Here is a 14,414-nt window from a genome sequence, read left to right as displayed (position 1 = left end):
CACGGCCGATCACGGCGCCGGATCGCCGGTGAAAGGCGCCGCGTCGGTATAGGCGCAGCCGAACAAGGTCTCCTCGCCCACGGCCAGCGTTGCGGTAAACGGATAGACGCGGTCGCTCATGCCGTCCGAGCATTCGCCCGGCGTGAGCGCGAGGTTGACCGCACGGCCGTCCAGCTCGCCCGAATAGCCGAGCCCGTTATTCCCGGCAAAGCGCGTGGCTGTAAAGGCGGATCCGTCGATATTTTCAGGGGTCGCATAAACCGCCTGGTAGCGCCCACCCTCGGGCGAGATTTCAAGCTTCCAGAACGGTTCGGTGCCGAGCGCGGTAATCGTCTCGTCCGCCGCGATGCCGGCAAACGGTTCGGCGTCGCGGCTGATATCGCCCGGACTATCGGCGCAGCCGGCGATAAATGCGCTCGCGCAAAACGCGATCGTATAACGGGCGAAGGGGAGCATCCTCATCGTGCGCGCCCTATCATGCGCTCGCCGGCGTAGGAAAGCGGCGCTTGGCCCCACGCCGCGGGCCGGAAGCGAAAGCGGGCGGGCCGCATGGTGCGACCCGCCCGCTTTCAACGTAATCTTGGCAGTCCGAATTACTGCGGCATCAGGACGGTGTCGATCGCGTGGATCATGCCGTTCGAAGCCTCGACATCCGTCGCGGTCACGCGCGCGGTGCCGCCCGTCGCATCGGTAAGCACAACGGCATCGCCGTCCATCATCGCGGTCAGCGTGCCGCCATTGACGGTGTTGATCTCGTAGCCTTCCTCACCCGCATCGGCGATCGCCGCGGTCAGCGTGGCGGCGTCGATCGAGCCTTCGACGACATGATAGGTGAGGATGTTGCCGAGCGTATCGGTGTCTTCGGTAGTCAGCGTTTCCAGCGTGCCGTCGGGCAGCTTGCCGAAGGCGTCGTTGGTCGGCGCGAAGACCGTGTACGGACCTTCGCCCGACAGCGTTTCGCCGAGTTCGGCGGCGGTCACCGCTTCGACCAGGGTCGAGAAGTTCTCATCGCCCTGCGCGACCGCAACGATCGTATCGGGCGCAGTCGCCTCGTCCGCCATCGCGGTTTCGTCGGCCACCATGGCATCGTCGGTATCGGCATCAGGGGCACACGCGACGAGTGCCAGGGCGCTGGCGGCGGCAAGAGTGGTCGCGAACGTATTCTTGATCGAATTCATAGTCGTTTTCCTTTGGGAATCAGTTCATTACTGGAAATTCAGCAGCAGCGTCGCGCATTATTGCGCCCGCTCCAATTACCTATACAAAAGCATGTCTGCCGCAGTTGTTCCAAGAAATGTGGTAAAATTGGGGCGGGCCGCTGGCGCCGCCACTGGCTCATCGTGCGCGCGCTTAATGCCCTTGCTCAAAGCACCTTGTCGGGCCGCGCGGCGTGCTTGTCCTTCTCGCCCTTGCCGAAGTGCCGCTCGAGCCGCTGCGCCAGCGTATTCGCCGCCTTGCGCGCGGCGTCGTCGACCTTGTCCGCCTTGCCGTGCACCCCGATCGGCTTGCCGCCGCGCGGGCGCGCCTCGATCATGCATTCCTTGTCGTCCGCCCCGTGCTTCGAACTGTTCACGTCGCGCACATGCACCTCCACCCGCGTCAGCCGGTCCGCGAACCGCGCGATCTTCTCGCGCACCATGTCCTCGATCCGTGTCGCCACGTTCTCGGTGCCCATGACGCTGCTGTCGGAGTTGAATTGGAACTGCATCGGGGGTTTCTCCTCTTTTGGTCTTGATCCACTCATCTGGAGACGAAGCCCCGCGCCCGCAAGCGGTATTCGATCGGGCACGGATGCGCCTCGGATGCGTTGATCGCGGGAAAGCCTACTCCCCTCGCTTCGACCACAAGGAGCCCACATGGCCGACCGCACCCTTTCCCAGATCACCAAGACCCTGCGCGACATCGACATCTGCATGCTCGTTACCAAGACCGGCGCCGACGCCCAGATCGCCGCGCGCCCGATGTCCAACAACGGCCAGGTCGAGCGCGATGACGCCACCACCTATCACTTCGCCACCGACGATGGCCGGATCGACGACGACCTCAAACGCTCGGACGAGTGCGGCGCGACCTATGCGAAGGGCGAGTTCTACGCCGCCGTTCAGGGCACCGGCACGCTAATCCACGACCGCGCGGTGATGGAGAAGCACTGGACGCCCGAGCTGGAGAAGTGGTTCGAGAACGGTCTCGACACCGAAGGCCTGATCCTGATCGAAGTCCGCCCCGCGCGCATCGCCTGGTGGGAAGGCCGCGAGGATGGCGAGGTCGTGATCGAAGGCTGACCCGGCGCGGGTTTTCCAACGCGATGGAACAGGTGGAACACGGTCCAGGGCGGAAAACCATGATTGTGTCACCCTACGCGGCGAAACCGTAACACTGGCGCGTGAAGCGTGAACCTGGGGCGCGCGAAGTGTCACCCGGCGGCGGCAAAGTGTCACGCTCGGGCGCTGCGAAGTGTCACCTTGGCCACCGCTCGGTGTCACTCTGCACCGCGCGTCGCATCGTGGTCGGGTCGCGCGTTTGGAGGCCCCTTGGCCAGAAGCGGATGGACGGGCTTACCCCGCTGCCCCGTCCCCGCCGACGCCTTACGGTTCGCCGCCACTTCCATCGCCGCGTCCCAGTATCTCGCAAATTCGGGAGCCCGCGCCCGCAGGCGATAGGCCGACTGGCGCGTCATGCCGACCGAGCGGGCAGCAGGCGCGACCTTCCCGGTGCGGGCGAGGAGTTTGAGGAAGGCCGACGCCTTGGCGCCGGTCCAGCGGGTGAGATCGGGTTTGGTGGTGGACATGGCGCCGAGGATTAGGCGCGCCGCTTACGTGTAGGAAAGCCCGCCCGCCGCACGTCATCCCCGCGAAAGCGGGGACCCAGGGCGGAGCCGTAAGCGCGGCAGCAATGGCGCCGCGTCCGCGGAAATCAGGCTAAAGTGAAGGCGTCATACCCCTCTATCAGGAGCGCTGCGCGTTACTCCGACGCGGCGGCTTCGGCGGCCTCGGCCTCGCGCTTGGCGATGCGGGTCGCTTCGGCTTTTTCGCGGGCCTCAACGGTTCGGCGCGCCTGATTCGCCAGCGTCATCCAGCTCTTTTGCGCGCGCAGTTCACGGGTCTTCACGTTTTCAAGCGTCGCGTCTTCGGCGCGCTGTGCCGCTTCTTCGGCACGCTCTTTGTAGAATTCGAATGTCTGAACCATTGTGTTGTCCCCGTTACGAGATGGAAGGGATCCCCCCCGGCGATGGAGCGGCGGGCGATGACCGCGATTGGCAAACCGCCCGCCGCTCCTTTGCTCACGCGTCAGTCGGCAGCGGACAGGTTGACCGCGCTTTCCTTGCCGTTGCGGCCGGTCTCGACCTCGTAATTGAGACGCTGCTCCTTATCGAGCCCGTGCATGCCCGCGGCCTGAACGGCGGAGATGTGGACGAAGCTGTCGGCCGAGCCGTCGTCGGGCTGGATAAAGCCATAGCCCTTGTCGGTGTTGAAGAATTTCACGGTGCCAGTTTTGCTGGACATATAATCGTTCCTTTCAAGAACGTGGGTGTTGCCGCGCGGCGACATGCCGGGCGGTCGTGCGTCATTCGTTCAGATGAAAGGAAGTCGTCGTCCGGTTAACGCCGGGGCCGGTTGGGTGTCCCTATTGGGGCAGCCAGATGGCAAGCGGCGGAGCGCAAATTTCGAAGTCCGTCGCAAATTCCGACGTCAGCGAGAGATGGTCTAGCAGGGAATTGCGGGAAAAGCTAATTATTGTTCGCGGCCGGTGTTTTCAGCGCTCCGCGTTCAATGTCCCGCCCGTATCGCCCAGCGATGATCGCCCACCCCGCTCGACCGGCGGTGATCGCGGATGCGTTTGGCGTAATATTCGACGAGATCGAAATAGGTTTCCCGATCCGCCCGGGTGTTGCTGGCCCGCTGGTTCATCACCGCGCGCTGGTGATTGGAGAGAAGCTCGTTGAGGTCCATGTCGTGCATCCTTCCGTTCCCCGCTCGCACGCCGAACAGGCGCGGATGCGGCTTGGCCCTAGGCCGGCTAAGAGGCGTAATGGAAGGAAGGGGGCGCACGTGAAGCGCCGCAGGCCGTCGATCGCGACTGGTAGCTGAGGTGTTGTATACAGGTAAAACGGCTGGATGGCTAGCGGTTATCGTGGTGGTGGCGGGGCGAGGTTAGCTGGCGAGAGACTGCCCGGTGGTGGACATGGCGCGCAAGACTAGGCGTGCGGCGTGCGTGCAGGAAAGATTTCTCAACTTCTCCCGATTATTGTCCCACAAAGTAGAAATACGGCAGGGCGAACGATGATTGAGATGTTACTGAATAGCACGTGGCCCCTGGCCGCCATTATCATGGCAATTACGCTGTTCTTCGCGTCGCTCATATTAGCGATGCAGGTCATCTTGGAAAAGCACAAGATCGCGAAAAAGAAGGCCTATTGGGCGGGTCGCAAAGGGAGGTCACAAAAGGAATCAAAGGCGGATTTCGCCGCCGACCAATTGAAAAAGGTCAGTGCAGCGCCCTTCACCGCGCGCGCCCTTCTCAACCGGTCCGAGGCCAAGGTGTTTCAGACCTTGGATGCCGCCGTAATCGCCCGCAATCCGCGATGGCAGGTGATGGCACAGGTCTCGCTCGGTGAGTTTCTCGCAAGTCCCGACAGGGACGCGTTTTTCGCAGTGAATTCCAAGCGCGTGGATTTCGCACTGATGGATGAAAATTGCCGCGTGGTGCATGCCCTGGAATATCAGGGGAGCGGCCACCACAAAGGCGAAACCGCCGCCGCGAGGGATGCGGTAAAGAAAGAGGCGCTGAGGAAAGCCGGCATCGGCTATCACGAAGTGGTCGCCGGCCACACCACGCCGAGCGAACTACGCGCGCTCGTCGAGAAGCTTGTGCCGACCTACCATGAACGGGTGCGGGCGTTTGGCAAAGCGGCGGCGCGGTAGGCTATAAGCGCCGCATTCAAGTCCTATCGTCGGTGGAGCCCGTAATGGGTTCCTGCGAGGGTTTGTCTCCCTTGCGCAGCGCGCGCAGTTTCTTGGCGATGACCGTGATCATGTCGAATTCGGTCTCGCGAGCTTTTACCGTGTCGGCCTCGTGGGCTCTCGCCGAGGAAAGCCTGTGAGCTCGCAGCAATTCTTTTATCTTCATCTCGTTCTCCCGCAATCCGCAAAAGCATCACCGGGGGCGGGGCCAAATGGGCCTGCCCCCGGCAATGTCGGACGATCAGCCCTGTTGCTTTCGGGCCTGGTCCTTCTGGCCTTCAGGCGACTTGCCCTGTTCCATTTGCAGGCTGGTCGCGTGGACCTTTCCGCCATTCACTTCGCGAGTCTCATAGGCGTAGGCCTGACCGGCGCGCGGTTCCTGTCCCTGCTGTTGCAGGTCGGACTTGTTGAACGGCAGCGCGTCGCCGCCCTTCTCGGGGGTGATCATGCCGCTGCCCTTGGCAGTGTCGTATGATTTGATTTTGCCGGTATGGGCCATGGTGAATACTCCTTCTGTCTCGCGCAGACGATCGAAAGCGATCGCTTGTGCGCGATGCTAAAAAGCGGAGATGTGGGGAAAGGAATACTTCTGAATATTCATGACCGTCGATCACGACTGGTAGCAAGCTTATATATGGGTATCATGAGGAAGATTGCAATCAAGCCCGCGCTATTATTTGCAAATACTTGGGACGAACAATCGAATGCGGGGCCTACGACCAAGATTTTACGCCTTCAATCCGCCCGCACAATCTCCTCGCTGAGCACCGCCACCGTCGCGCCTAGCAGTTCGATGCGCGTCGCGTTGGTCGCGCGTTGGCCGCCGGGAGCCAAGGTCACGGTTTGGGTGACATCGTAATTGCCGTCCATCGTGTAGCGCACCGTCATCATGTTGCCGCGCGTCCAGATGCGGACCGGGCCGAAGACATCGGAGAGCCGCGCATCATAGACGCCCTGCCCCTTGGCCTGCGCGGTCATGATGCGGGTGCGGACTTCCTTTTCGCCTTCGTAGATGTCCTGTGTCAGCACCAGCCTTCCGTCGGCCTCGACCAGGCCCACGCTTTCCACGCGCACCGGGACCGTGCCGAGCACACCCTTGTCGAGTTTGCCCGTGCCCATAGTGCGCCCTGCGAAGAAAGCGATCGGATCGAAGGCGGGCGCCTCCGCCCGCGGGACCATTGTGAAGCCCTCCTCGGGCAGGCTCGCGCAGGCGGGAAGCCACAGCGCCATGAAGGCGACGGCGATGATACGGGCCGGTTTTGCGAACCCCATCGCCGCTATTCCGCGGCGTCTTCAGGCAAATACAACCGCTCGCCCTTCTCCTTGTACACCCGGCTCATCTCTTCCATCCCCTCGCGGTTCGCCTCGCGCTCCGCTTCCGTGTTCTCCCCCTTCAAATCCTCGCTCGCCAGGTAGCTGTCGGCGTTCTGCTTCGCTGCAAACTCGCGCACTTCCTGGCTGATCTTCATCGAACAGAATTTGGGGCCGCACATCGAGCAGAAGTGGGCGGTCTTGGCGCCTTCTGCGGGGAGCGTCTGGTCGTGGTATTGCTCGGCAGTGTCGGGGTCCAAGGACAGATTGAACTGGTCGCGCCAGCGGAATTCGAAGCGTGCCTTCGACAGCGCGTCGTCGCGCACCTGCGCCGCCGGGTGGCCCTTGGCGAGGTCGGCGGCGTGGGCGGCGAGTTTGTAGGTGACGACACCCACCTTCACATCGTCGCGGTCGGGGAGGCCGAGGTGCTCCTTGGGCGTGACGTAGCAGAGCATCGCGGTGCCGTACCAGCCGATCTGCGCCGCGCCGATGCCGCTGGTGATGTGGTCGTAACCCGGCGCGATGTCGGTCACGAGCGGGCCGAGCGTGTAGAACGGCGCCTCGCCGCACGCCTCCAGCTGCTTTTCCATGTTCTCCTTGATCTTGTGCATGGGCACGTGGCCCGGCCCCTCGATCATGACCTGCACGTCCTGCTCCCAGGCGCGCTTGGTGAGTTCGCCCAGCGTGTAAAGCTCGGCGAATTGCGCTTCGTCATTGGCGTCGGCGATAGAGCCGGGGCGCAGGCCGTCGCCCAGCGAATAGGCGATGTCGTAGGCTTTCATGATCTCGGTGATCTCGTCGAAGTGCTCGTAGAGGAAGCTCTCCTTGTGATGCGCGAGGCACCATTTCGCCATGATGGAACCGCCGCGGGAGACGATGCCGGTTACGCGCTTGGCGGCGAGCGGGACGTAGGGCAGGCGCACACCCGCATGGATGGTGAAATAGTCGACGCCCTGTTCGGCCTGCTCGATCAGCGTGTCGCGGAAGACTTCCCAGGTGAGGTCTTCGGCCACGCCGCCGACTTTCTCGAGCGCCTGGTAGATCGGCACGGTGCCGACCGGCACGGCGGAGTTGCGGATGATCCATTCGCGCGTGTCGTGGATGTTGCGGCCCGTGGAAAGGTCCATGATCGTGTCCGCGCCCCAGCGGGTCGCCCACACCATCTTGTCGACTTCCTGCGCAACGTCGGATGCGACGGCGGAGTTGCCGATGTTGGCGTTGATCTTCACGAGGAAGTTGCGCCCGATCGCCATCGGTTCGCTCTCGGGATGGTTGATGTTAGAGGGGATGATCGCACGGCCCCGCGCGACTTCGCTCCGCACGAATTCGGGCGTGATGACATCGGGGATTTCCGCACCCCAATCCTCGCCATCGCGCACGAAGTCCTTGGCGATCTCGCGGCCAAGGTTCTCGCGCTCGGCGACGTATTCCATTTCGGGGGTGATGATGCCCTGCCTAGCATAGTGCATCTGGGAGACGTTCATGCCTGGCTTGGCGCGCAGCGGGCGTTTCACAGTGTTCGGAAATTGCGGGACGCCGCCCGAACGGTCGGGGCCGAGCTGGCCGTTGTCTTCCGGCTTCACCTCGCGCGCGTCGTATTCCTCGACATCCCCGCGCGCGCGAATCCAGTCCGTGCGCTTTGCGGCGAGGCCTGCATTGATGTCGATAGCAACGTCAGGGTCCGTGTACGGGCCGGAGGTATCGTAGACCCGCACCGGAGCCTCACCGCCTTCAAGGTCGATCTCGCGCATCGCGACCTGCACGCCGGAGCCGGTGCGCGCGCCCACGTGAATTTTACGCGAGCCGCGAATGGGTCCGGTGGTTACGCCGATTTCTACGGGGGAATTGATGTCGGCCATTTACGCTCTCCTAGTGACGGAGTGCGGGCCCAAACCTCACGACCGGCCCACTCCCTCCGCCGATGCTAATCGGTTCAGGTTCGACGGGTCGGACAGCGCCACCTGCCCCTCTCAGCGAAAGCTCGCTCCCCGGGGATGGGAACGGCATAGGCTCTCGCGGCCGCGTCGTCCAGAGCGGCTAGGTCGAACCGAGCTTCCAACGCCTCTCGCGCTCGGCGAGCCACGAGGTCTTCTCCTCATCGCCGGTCGCTTCGCGGCCATCGGGCCAGAAATACCGATAGGGCAGGGCCAGCTCGGCTTCGTAGCTGCGCGAAAATTCGCGGCGGTTCATGCCGGTAATCCTGCGCATCTCGTTCAGGTAATGCGGCAGATCGGCATAGGCGAAGTCCGCCGACAGCTCAGGGCGCTCGCTCGTTTCGGCTGCGCGCCAATGCGTGCGGGCGACGCGAATTCCGCGCGCGATGCGCTTGGGCGTTCGTCCCAGCCGCTTCGCGCAGGCACGCTCGAGCGAGCGGGTGGTGCAGCCAAGGTCGTCTGCGGCCTCTGCAATTATCACGTCGCCCTCGCGGGCCAGCGCGTAGTGCCAGAAGCGTTCGGCAAGGCCAGCGGGAGCCGCCGCGGGAAGGCAATCGAGCAGCGCTGTATCGAGCGCGCGGAACTGGCTCACGGCATCCTTGGGAGCGGCCCGCAAGGTCCGGTCGATGCCCGCAAGGATGGGGTGCCGCTTCGGATCGACATCGACCACGCCCGCCTCGCGCTGCATGTCGATGCCCAGCATCCTGTCATAGGCGCCCGGCGCAACCCGCATGGTCAGGACCGGGTCCGATCCCAACGAATAGCGAACAAAGACCGGGTCCGTGTTCACCCCGAACAGGGCCGAAGCGTCGCGCCGCACCCCGTCCACCTCGATCTGGGTGTCGGAGATGTTAAAGGCGACAAGCCCCGCGCCCACCGTCATCTGGTCGCGCAGTTCCATCGCGAAGAACCCATAGCTTTCGACGAGCCCGGCGAGCTTCTCGTCGGGCAAGGCAAGCGCGATCGACATGCGCCGCTTTATGCGGAGCATGCGCGTCTCAAGTCAATCGCACCGAAGGCCCCCTCATTGAGCGCAATCAAGCGGCGGCTAGCTTCCCACCGATGGTCTCTTCGGCTTGCCGCTTGCCGTCGCTCATGCCCTCGCGCTCGTAGAGCCGGTAGCGCGACAGCAGCGCAAGCCCGATGACGACGCCGACGATCGGCAGGATGCTCGACGATGCGATGATCGCGCCAAGGGTGGCCTCGCTCTGCTCTGCATTGGCGACGAAGCCGCTCAGTTGCAGGAGCCAGCCAAGCGCAAAGCCCGTGGCTGCGCCGCCGATATTGCCGACCAGACGATAGATCGTCATGTAAATGCCCTGGCGCTGCCTCCCGGAAAGCCGCGCATCGTAATCCGCAATATCGCCGAGCATGGCGAAGTTCACCGATGCCGCCCCCCCGGCGATCCCTGCGAGGATCGCAAGCGTGAGGTAGAGCGGGAACCCTCCCCACAGGACGAACGGGATCAGGGCGAACACCAAGAGCCACAATTGCAATCCCTTGGTCCAGATCGCGCGCATTCCCCAGCGCGGGATCATGGCATACCAGGCGAAACCCGTGACCCGCTGAATGACCAGGTAGGCGGCGAAGATGACGGCGATCATGTCGGGGCGATCGATCACATAGCGCAGCATGTAGGGCACGCTGAAGGCGAGGCTTGTAAAGGCGAAGCTTTCGGCGAACTGCACCCCGATAAGCTGGCGGTGATAGCCCACGCCAAGCACCTCTTTCAGCATGCCGAACACGTTGCGCTCGACCTTTGTGTGGCGTGCGGGAAGCTCCTTGAGCAGGGGATAGAGCGCGAGGGTCAGCACCGTGACGAGCGCGCCCAGCCCGATGGCCCATGGCATCATGGCGGCGCGGGGGTCTTCGGCTTGGAGCACGTTCTGCCCGACGAAGTTCATGGCGATGACGCCGGGAATGACGAGAAAGGGAACCAGAATGGCGTAGAGGGTACGGCGTCTGGGCGTCTTCCCGGCCTCGATCCCGATGGCGCGGATCGGGATGCTGCGCAAGGTGAAGGTGGTCTGCACCCATATGAGTGCGAAGAAGATCCAGACGATCGTGCCGATTTCGCCCAGCCCTTCCGGAACCAGCCAAAGCGCGCCTGCAAAACAAGCCATCAAGCCGCCTGCAAGGATGAAGGGTCGGCGTCTTCCGGCCTTGCTCTCCGACCGGTCGGACCATGTGGCGATGGCGACATCCGAAACCCCGTCATAGATGCGCGCAATTGCGAGCAAAGTGCCGACGACGGCGGGGGCGACGAGCAGGACGTCGGTTGCATAGATGAAATAGAAGTTGGTGAAGAAGACGCCGAGCATGGTCGCCGGGATGGTGGTGAGCGCATAGAACAAGAGGCCGCGGCGATAGACCGTTTCCGGATTGTCGATGATCGCCGCCATGATGCGTGCTTCCCCCATTGCTTGAGCGCATGATGGCCAAGCATCGCGTGGTGCCGCTTGAACAAATGCGACAAAGTGGTTTTCGCGCGATGTTTCAGGGCGTGGCGCGGGGGTGACGAGGGCAATGTGCGGTGTCGGAAGAGAGAGAACTAAAAGGACGCCACCCACACCTTTTCTGCAAATGATTATCAAAACTATGTTGACGCCATTCGATCTCTTTCTGTAACTGCGAATCACTCGCACTTGCAGAAAGAGATCGATGAGACGCCCGCTTCGTATCCCCCTCGGCACCACGCTCGCCTCCGCCTTCTCCCTTGCCATTGCCCTCGCCGCCGCGCCTGCTGCGGCTGAAACGGCAGCTGAGGCTGTCGATGACAGCGCGTCTGGCGCCGCAGCCGCACCCATCGTCGGCCAGATCACCGTTGTCGCGACCCGCAACCCGACAGAAGCCTACGATTTCCCCGGACAGGTCACCGTGGTCGAACGCGAGGAGATCGAGGATTTCAACGCCTCTACCTTGCAGGACATCTTCGTCGCGATCCCCGGAGCGACGTTCGATTCCGGCCCGCGGCGCACGGGCGATACGCCCAATATTCGCGGCCTCGGCGGCAATGCCGTGCTGATCTTTCAGGACGGCGCACGGCAGAGCTTTGCCTCGGGCCATGACGGGCGCTTCTTCATCGATCCCGAACTGGTGCAGACCGTCGAAGTCGTGCGCGGGCCGTCCTCGGCGCTTTACGGCTCAGGCGCACTGGGCGGTGTGATCGCGACCCGTACGGTCACCGCACGCGATCTCGTCGAGGATGGCGAGCGTTTTGCGGTGAAGCTCGCCACCGGATACCAGTCGGTGAACGACGAATTCCGCGTGGGCGGCACGGTCGCAGGTCAGTCCTCGGACGGCGTGTGGGATGCGCTCGGCCATTTCACCTACCGCACCGCGGGCGACATCGAACTGGGCGACGGCTCCACCCTCCCCGCCGATGACGAGATCACTTCCTCGCTCTTGAAGCTTACCACCCGGCCCAGCGACGCGTTCGAAATCAGCGCTTCCTACACCCGGTTCGAACTCGACGCGACCGATCCACAGAACCCGCAAGGGGCGAACCTTGCTGGACCCGACAACGAACTCGTCTTTCGCGACATCGTCAGCGACACGGCACAGGTAGGGCTGAACTGGAACCCGGCGAGCGATGCGATCGACCTCAATGCCGTAGGCTACTATTCGCGCAACGGCGTGGAGGAGGACACGATAGGCACACCGCGCGTCGCGGACCGCGAGGTCGAGACCTTCGGCGTGCTCATCGACAACCGCTCGCGCTTCGATCTGGGCGCCGGATCCAGCCTCACGCTCACCTATGGCGGGGAATATTACCGCGACGAACAGACCGGCCTAGACACCGCGACTGGTGACGGGACGCGCGGCGGGGTGCCGGATGCCGAGACCGATTTCATTGGGCTGTTCGTGCAGGCCGAGCTGACCCTCGCCGATCTCGGCGCCATTCCGGGCGAGCTCAGTGTCATTCCCGGCATTCGCTGGGACTCCTTCCAATCCGAGGCCGAGGGAGAGGTCTTCGAAATCGACGACGACGAATTCTCGCCAAAGATCGGCGTCTCCTACAAGCCGATCCCCGAGCTGCTGTTGTTCGGCAATTACGCGCTCGGTTTCCGCGCGCCCTCCTTCAACGAGGCCTTTGCCGACGGGACGCATTTCGTGATCCCGGACCTTTCCGCCGCGCCCGGACCGATGGGGCCGCGCTTCGTCTCGAACCTCTTCATCGGCAACGCCGCCCTCCAGCCCGAGGAATCGGAGAGCTACGAATTCGGCGCCGGGCTCGACCTGCCGGACCTCATCGCAGACGGCGACCGGCTGACGATCAAGGGCTCCTACTACGAAAGCGATGTCGACAATCTCATCGGGCTCGACGTCAACATTCCCGCCGGCTGCTTTACCCCCAGCCCCTTCGTTCCGCCTTGCGGGACGGGCGCCGAATTCGGGAATACCAGCCAGAACATCAACATCCGCAACGCCGAGATCAGCGGGATCGAAGTCGAGTTCGACTACCGCTCCGACTGGTTCTACGCACGCGGCAATTTCTCTTCGATCGACGGGGTGGACGCGGATAGCGGCGCGTTCCTCGAAGGGGTGCTCCAGCCCGATATCCTGTTCGTCGATCTCGGCTCGCGCATCGGCGAGACCGGCCTACGCCTAGGCGCGCGCTTCACCCTCGCGACCGAGTTCGACGAGGTCAACGATCCCCTCGAAGTCCGCGACGATTACCTGCGCTCCGACATCTACCTCGTCTACCAGCCCGACACCGGGCCGTTGCGCGATTTCCGCGTCGATCTGGGCGTCGACAACGTCGCCGACACCGCCTTCGAAGTGGTCAATGCCGGCGTCTTCCAGCCCGGCCGCAACTTCAAAGCCGCGCTTTCCTGGACAAAAGGCTTTTGATCCTTCGACTGTTATTGTATATCATTCTCACTAGCGCAAAGGATGGAACTGCCATGCTTCGACTTTCCAAGACCCTTCTCGCCTCCGGCCTCGCCGCCGCCGCCCTGATCGCCGCTCCGGCCCCGGCACTTGCCGACGATCCGATCGAACGCAGCGAAGCTGCCGAAGCCGCCGCGTTCAAGGCCGACCGCGAGCGAATCCTCGCAATGGCGGGCGACTTCAAGGTCACATTCGACATGCAGGAATCCACCGCGTGGCTCGAAGGCTATGAGCCGATCGATGCCAAGGTCTCCGGCGGCTATGAAAGCGTGCGCGTGATCGAGGATACGGGCGAGCGGATCGTGCTCCAGCACCTCCTCGTCGTCGGTTCGGAAGAGAACCCCTATGTCGTCAAGCACTGGCGGCAGGACTGGCAGTACGAGCCGACTGAAATCCTCACCTACCAGGGCGGCGACAGCTGGGAGCTAACCCCCGTCCCCGAACCCATGCGCGCCGGTCGCTGGTCGCAGACCGTCTACCAGGTCGACGACAGCCCGCGCTATGCTGGCTGGGGCCAGTGGGAGGAGACCAATGGCACGGTGCGCTGGCGCTCCAACTGGACCACCCGCCCGCTCGCCCGCCGCGATGCGACCCGCGATCCCATCTACGATCGCTATATCGGGATCAACCGCCACCAGATTACGCCGACGGGCTGGATCCACTGGCAGGACAACACCAAGATGATGCCCGCGGAAGACGGCAGCGGCGAGCTGGTTCCGGTGGTGCAGGAATATGTCCTCAACACCTATGAGCGCTTCGACGACTACAACGTCGCCGCAGCGGAAGGCTATTGGGATAAGACGAGCGATTACTGGCAAGCCGTGCGCGCCAAGTGGGATGAGGTCGCCGCAGCCAATGGCGGCATCCGCATCGCGCAGGAAGCCAATTACGGCACCGATATCGCCGCCGAGCTCCTGAAACTCGCCGACGAGATCAAGGACGGCGAAATGGCATCCGAAGAGGCTGCGCGCGAAGCGGTGGCCCTGATCGAAAACGGCACCGCACGCGGCGGCGGTTGAACTACCCTCCAAGCGGTGCGTCGCCCCCCAACTAACGGCGCATCGCTCTTGGCCCGCTTCGCTTGCGTAAGCGAAGCGGGTCTTTTTTTCGCCCCGGTCAGTCGCGGGTGACGACGCCGCTCTTGAGGCACAGCGCGAGCAGCACCGTCGCCAGTACGCCCGATCCGCCCGCGAGCGGAAATTCGCCAAAGACATCGCGGCCTGCCGCCATGGAGGCAGCGTTGGCGATTATCGCGATGACGCCCACAAGCGCGGCCAGTCCGCCGATCGCCTTGGCGAGCCCACCGCCCGCTTTC

Annotated in this window: 17 protein-coding genes and 1 pseudogene; 4 read left to right on the top strand and 14 right to left on the bottom strand. The window is 63.4% G+C overall.

Translation table 11 applies throughout. The features are described 5' to 3' along the window. Window positions 1-9: 9 nt before the first annotated feature. From V2I30_RS14315 to V2I30_RS14305, 3 genes are all read right to left on the bottom strand, one after another. On the bottom strand, window positions 10-462 hold the full coding sequence (locus V2I30_RS14315; RefSeq protein ID WP_330662861.1) for a COG3650 family protein: 453 nt from the start codon (window positions 460-462) through the stop codon (window positions 10-12). 131 nt (window positions 463-593) lie between these two features. Beyond that, on the bottom strand, window positions 594-1,178 hold the full coding sequence (locus V2I30_RS14310; protein ID WP_330662860.1) for a fasciclin domain-containing protein: 585 nt from the start codon (window positions 1,176-1,178) through the stop codon (window positions 594-596). A gap of 185 nt (window positions 1,179-1,363) precedes the next feature. Next, complete coding sequence (locus tag V2I30_RS14305) at window positions 1,364-1,708, bottom strand: HPF/RaiA family ribosome-associated protein (RefSeq protein WP_330662859.1); 345 nt, start codon at window positions 1,706-1,708, stop codon at window positions 1,364-1,366. A 148-nt stretch (window positions 1,709-1,856) separates the two neighbouring features. On the opposite strand from V2I30_RS14305, the gene V2I30_RS14300 reads away from it, so the two are divergent. After that, entirely contained in the window at window positions 1,857-2,282 is a 426-nt protein-coding gene (locus tag V2I30_RS14300) for a pyridoxamine 5'-phosphate oxidase family protein (RefSeq protein ID WP_330662858.1), read from the top strand. Window positions 2,283-2,479: 197 nt separating this feature from the next. On the opposite strand, the gene V2I30_RS14295 is transcribed toward V2I30_RS14300, so the two are convergent. From V2I30_RS14295 to V2I30_RS14280, 4 genes are all read right to left on the bottom strand, one after another. Continuing rightward, entirely contained in the window at window positions 2,480-2,788 is a 309-nt protein-coding gene (locus V2I30_RS14295; RefSeq protein ID WP_330662857.1) for a hypothetical protein, read from the bottom strand. A gap of 173 nt (window positions 2,789-2,961) precedes the next feature. Then, a complete protein-coding gene (locus V2I30_RS14290) occupies window positions 2,962-3,186 on the bottom strand; it encodes a hypothetical protein (protein ID WP_330662856.1) in 225 nt (74 codons plus the stop codon). A gap of 101 nt (window positions 3,187-3,287) precedes the next feature. Then, window positions 3,288-3,503 (bottom strand): cold-shock protein, encoded by a 216-nt coding sequence (locus V2I30_RS14285; protein ID WP_330662855.1) that lies wholly within the window; start codon window positions 3,501-3,503, stop codon window positions 3,288-3,290. A gap of 264 nt (window positions 3,504-3,767) precedes the next feature. Next, complete coding sequence (locus V2I30_RS14280) at window positions 3,768-3,950, bottom strand: hypothetical protein (protein WP_330662854.1); 183 nt, start codon at window positions 3,948-3,950, stop codon at window positions 3,768-3,770. Window positions 3,951-4,208: 258 nt separating this feature from the next. On the opposite strand from V2I30_RS14280, the gene V2I30_RS14275 reads away from it, so the two are divergent. After that, window positions 4,209-4,922 carry a DUF2726 domain-containing protein gene (locus tag V2I30_RS14275; RefSeq protein WP_330662853.1) on the top strand — a complete coding sequence of 238 codons (714 nt, stop codon included), beginning with the start codon at window positions 4,209-4,211 and terminating at the stop codon, window positions 4,920-4,922. Window positions 4,923-4,938: 16 nt separating this feature from the next. Here the strand turns inward: V2I30_RS14275 and V2I30_RS14270 are convergent, their stop codons facing one another. The 6 genes from V2I30_RS14270 to V2I30_RS14245 form a co-directional block, all read right to left on the bottom strand. Further along, on the bottom strand, window positions 4,939-5,127 hold the full coding sequence (locus V2I30_RS14270) for a hypothetical protein (RefSeq protein ID WP_330662852.1): 189 nt from the start codon (window positions 5,125-5,127) through the stop codon (window positions 4,939-4,941). A 75-nt stretch (window positions 5,128-5,202) separates the two neighbouring features. Further along, a complete protein-coding gene (locus V2I30_RS14265; RefSeq protein ID WP_330662851.1) occupies window positions 5,203-5,460 on the bottom strand; it encodes a cold-shock protein in 258 nt (85 codons plus the stop codon). A 236-nt stretch (window positions 5,461-5,696) separates the two neighbouring features. Then, window positions 5,697-6,233 (bottom strand): DUF3833 family protein, encoded by a 537-nt coding sequence (locus tag V2I30_RS14260; RefSeq protein ID WP_330662850.1) that lies wholly within the window; start codon window positions 6,231-6,233, stop codon window positions 5,697-5,699. A gap of 5 nt (window positions 6,234-6,238) precedes the next feature. Continuing rightward, a complete protein-coding gene (gene thiC / locus V2I30_RS14255) occupies window positions 6,239-8,131 on the bottom strand; it encodes a phosphomethylpyrimidine synthase ThiC (RefSeq protein ID WP_330662849.1) in 1,893 nt (630 codons plus the stop codon). A 178-nt stretch (window positions 8,132-8,309) separates the two neighbouring features. Beyond that, window positions 8,310-9,176 (bottom strand): AraC family transcriptional regulator, encoded by an 867-nt coding sequence (locus V2I30_RS14250; RefSeq protein WP_330662848.1) that lies wholly within the window; start codon window positions 9,174-9,176, stop codon window positions 8,310-8,312. Between the two features lie 67 nt (window positions 9,177-9,243). Then, a complete protein-coding gene (locus V2I30_RS14245) occupies window positions 9,244-10,608 on the bottom strand; it encodes an MFS transporter (protein ID WP_330662847.1) in 1,365 nt (454 codons plus the stop codon). A 259-nt stretch (window positions 10,609-10,867) separates the two neighbouring features. Here V2I30_RS14245 and V2I30_RS14240 point away from each other — a divergent pair, with 259 nt between their 5' ends. Continuing rightward, window positions 10,868-13,060, top strand: a complete 2,193-nt coding sequence (locus tag V2I30_RS14240; RefSeq protein ID WP_330662846.1) for a TonB-dependent receptor domain-containing protein — start codon at window positions 10,868-10,870, stop codon at window positions 13,058-13,060. A gap of 53 nt (window positions 13,061-13,113) precedes the next feature. Then, window positions 13,114-14,118: a DUF6607 family protein gene (locus tag V2I30_RS14235; protein ID WP_330662845.1), complete on the top strand. Its 1,005-nt coding sequence runs from the start codon at window positions 13,114-13,116 to the stop codon at window positions 14,116-14,118. 97 nt (window positions 14,119-14,215) lie between these two features. Here V2I30_RS14235 and V2I30_RS14230 read toward each other — a convergent pair. Next, a pseudogene (locus tag V2I30_RS14230) lies at window positions 14,216-14,414 on the bottom strand (hypothetical protein); the annotation flags it as partial.

Source organism: Erythrobacter sp. (assembly GCF_036351135.1).
Classification (GTDB): domain Bacteria; phylum Pseudomonadota; class Alphaproteobacteria; order Sphingomonadales; family Sphingomonadaceae; genus Erythrobacter.
Note: the sequence above shows the minus strand (reverse complement) of the source record. Positions and strands in the feature narration are given on the sequence as shown.

What these genes read in the sequence shown, in the direction of transcription:
- V2I30_RS14290 (WP_330662856.1), bottom strand. Translation starts at nt 3,186, where the DNA reads ATGGTTCAGACATTCGAATTCTACAAAGAGCGTGCCGAAGAAGCGGCA.
- V2I30_RS14235 (WP_330662845.1), top strand. Translation starts at nt 13,114, where the DNA reads ATGCTTCGACTTTCCAAGACCCTTCTCGCCTCCGGCCTCGCCGCCGCC.
- V2I30_RS14265 (WP_330662851.1), bottom strand. Translation starts at nt 5,460, where the DNA reads ATGGCCCATACCGGCAAAATCAAATCATACGACACTGCCAAGGGCAGC.
- V2I30_RS14240 (WP_330662846.1), top strand. Translation starts at nt 10,868, where the DNA reads ATGAGACGCCCGCTTCGTATCCCCCTCGGCACCACGCTCGCCTCCGCC.
- V2I30_RS14300 (WP_330662858.1), top strand. Translation starts at nt 1,857, where the DNA reads ATGGCCGACCGCACCCTTTCCCAGATCACCAAGACCCTGCGCGACATC.
- V2I30_RS14315 (WP_330662861.1), bottom strand. Translation starts at nt 462, where the DNA reads ATGAGGATGCTCCCCTTCGCCCGTTATACGATCGCGTTTTGCGCGAGC.
- V2I30_RS14250 (WP_330662848.1), bottom strand. Translation starts at nt 9,176, where the DNA reads ATGTCGATCGCGCTTGCCTTGCCCGACGAGAAGCTCGCCGGGCTCGTC.
- V2I30_RS14295 (WP_330662857.1), bottom strand. Translation starts at nt 2,788, where the DNA reads ATGTCCACCACCAAACCCGATCTCACCCGCTGGACCGGCGCCAAGGCG.
- V2I30_RS14245 (WP_330662847.1), bottom strand. Translation starts at nt 10,608, where the DNA reads ATGGCGGCGATCATCGACAATCCGGAAACGGTCTATCGCCGCGGCCTC.
- thiC (WP_330662849.1), bottom strand. Translation starts at nt 8,131, where the DNA reads ATGGCCGACATCAATTCCCCCGTAGAAATCGGCGTAACCACCGGACCC.
- V2I30_RS14285 (WP_330662855.1), bottom strand. Translation starts at nt 3,503, where the DNA reads ATGTCCAGCAAAACTGGCACCGTGAAATTCTTCAACACCGACAAGGGC.
- V2I30_RS14280 (WP_330662854.1), bottom strand. Translation starts at nt 3,950, where the DNA reads ATGGACCTCAACGAGCTTCTCTCCAATCACCAGCGCGCGGTGATGAAC.
- V2I30_RS14310 (WP_330662860.1), bottom strand. Translation starts at nt 1,178, where the DNA reads ATGAATTCGATCAAGAATACGTTCGCGACCACTCTTGCCGCCGCCAGC.
- V2I30_RS14260 (WP_330662850.1), bottom strand. Translation starts at nt 6,233, where the DNA reads ATGGGGTTCGCAAAACCGGCCCGTATCATCGCCGTCGCCTTCATGGCG.
- V2I30_RS14305 (WP_330662859.1), bottom strand. Translation starts at nt 1,708, where the DNA reads ATGCAGTTCCAATTCAACTCCGACAGCAGCGTCATGGGCACCGAGAAC.
- V2I30_RS14270 (WP_330662852.1), bottom strand. Translation starts at nt 5,127, where the DNA reads ATGAAGATAAAAGAATTGCTGCGAGCTCACAGGCTTTCCTCGGCGAGA.